This is a genomic window from bacterium (assembly GCA_016873475.1).
Classification (GTDB): domain Bacteria; phylum Krumholzibacteriota; class Krumholzibacteriia; order JACNKJ01; family JACNKJ01; genus VGXI01.
Genome location: VGXI01000411.1, coordinates 1 through 1,639, shown reverse-complemented (window position 1 = coordinate 1,639; position 1,639 = coordinate 1). Strand labels below are relative to the sequence as shown.

Annotated in this window: 1 protein-coding gene; it reads right to left on the bottom strand. The window is 71.3% G+C overall.

Annotated features, from left to right (window positions below):
• Positions 1 to 732: 732 nt before the first annotated feature.
• A partial coding sequence (locus FJ251_16235) for an ATP-grasp domain-containing protein (GenBank protein ID MBM4119248.1) occupies positions 733 to 1,639 on the bottom strand: 907 nt, incomplete at its 5' end.

The following is a 1,639-nucleotide window of genomic DNA, read 5'->3' as shown; positions in this document are numbered from 1 at the left end:
GCACCGCGCTCCGCCTGGCGCAGCGCCGCAAGCCGGGCCGTCAGCGCGGCGTGCAGCCGCGCGGCCCGTTCGGCACGGGTGACCATGGGAATTCCTCAGGAAAGTGCGGCGGGAGGCTTGCGGGGGATACGAATGTATAGTATCCTCTGGCAGCCGTCAAGGGCACGAGCGAAGAAAATCCCCGGCGGCTCCTCCTCCCGCGATATCCCCCAGTGCAAGCAGCACCACCCGCCCCCGGGGGCGGGTGGCAGCGCTAGGTCCCAGGCTGCGGAGCCCGGGGCTTCTCCAGTTTCATCAGGATCGACCAGGAGGCCATGAGGATGACCAGAAAGAGGGCGACGATGAAGTAGCCCCAGTACTTACCAATCCCAAAGCGAAGCATGGCACCGGCAACCAGGGTTGGGATGCTCCCGCCAAGGATCCCGGCTTGGAGCATTCCGCGCCCAGCGACGTCGCGGGGCCAGTCTTCGGTGCAGGATGTCGAGACCGACGACAACGACAACCCAGATCGTCACGAGGAGATGGGCGCCGACCGCTGAGAGGGAAGTCCGCTCAAGAAGTCCGTCGCGCAGGAGAAGCACGTCGAAGCCGACCAGCAACACCTGGCCGAGGTAGATCGCCTGGCGTGTAGCTGTGTGCATGGCCGGGGCATCCTTCCAGCTTCGCGAGCGGACCCGCGATGGGCATGAGGGCGAGTCTGGCACCAGGTCGCACAGCGCACAATCGCGCCGGCTATCCCCGAGCCGCCCGCCCCCGGGGGCGGATGGCCGCCGCGGCGTGCAGGGCCTGCAGGCTCTGCGGCACGCCGAGACCCTCGCGCAGGGCGCGGATGCCGTCCACGGCCGCGCGCGCGCCGGCGAGGGTGGTGATGCAGGGCACGTCCATCGAGGTGGCGGCCTGGCGGATGGGCCGTTCGTCGTAGCGGCTGGCCGCCCCCAGGGGCGTGTTGATCACCAGCTGCACGCCGCCGGCGAGGATGCGCTCGGCAACGTGCGGCGATCCCTCGCCCACCTTCGCCACGGTCTCGCAGGCGAGGCCGCGCGCGCGCAGGGCCGCCGCCGTGCCCATCGTGGCCAGCAGCGCGAAGCCGAGCACGCCGAGCTGCCGCGCGATCGGCAGCAGGTCGGGCTTGTCGCGGTCGTGCACACTGAGGAAAGCCGTGCCTGCCACCGGCAGGCCCTGGCCGGTGCCGAGCTGTGCGCGCGCGAAGGCCTCGCCGAAGCTCGCGCCCACGCCCATCACCTCGCCGGTGCTCTTCATCTCGGGACCGAGCAGGGAGTCGCTGGCGGGGAAGCGGCGGAAGGGGAAGACCGGCGCCTTGACGAAGCAGCGCGCCGGCAGGGCCGCCTCGGCGATGCCCTGCGCAGCGAAGGACTCGCCAAGCATGGCGCGTGTGGCGGCGGCCGTGAGCGCAAGGCCGGTGGCCTTCTCGAGGAAGGGCAGCGTGCGGCTCGCGCGCGGGTTCACCTCGAGCACGAAGACCTGCCCGTCTTGCACGGCGAACTGCACGTTCATCGGCCCGACCACGCCCAGCGCGCGGGCAAGGCGAGCCGCGATCGCGCGCATCGCCGCGTACTGCCCGTGCGTGACGAGCTGCGGCGGGAAGACCGCGCAGGAGTCGCCGCTGTGCACGCCGGCC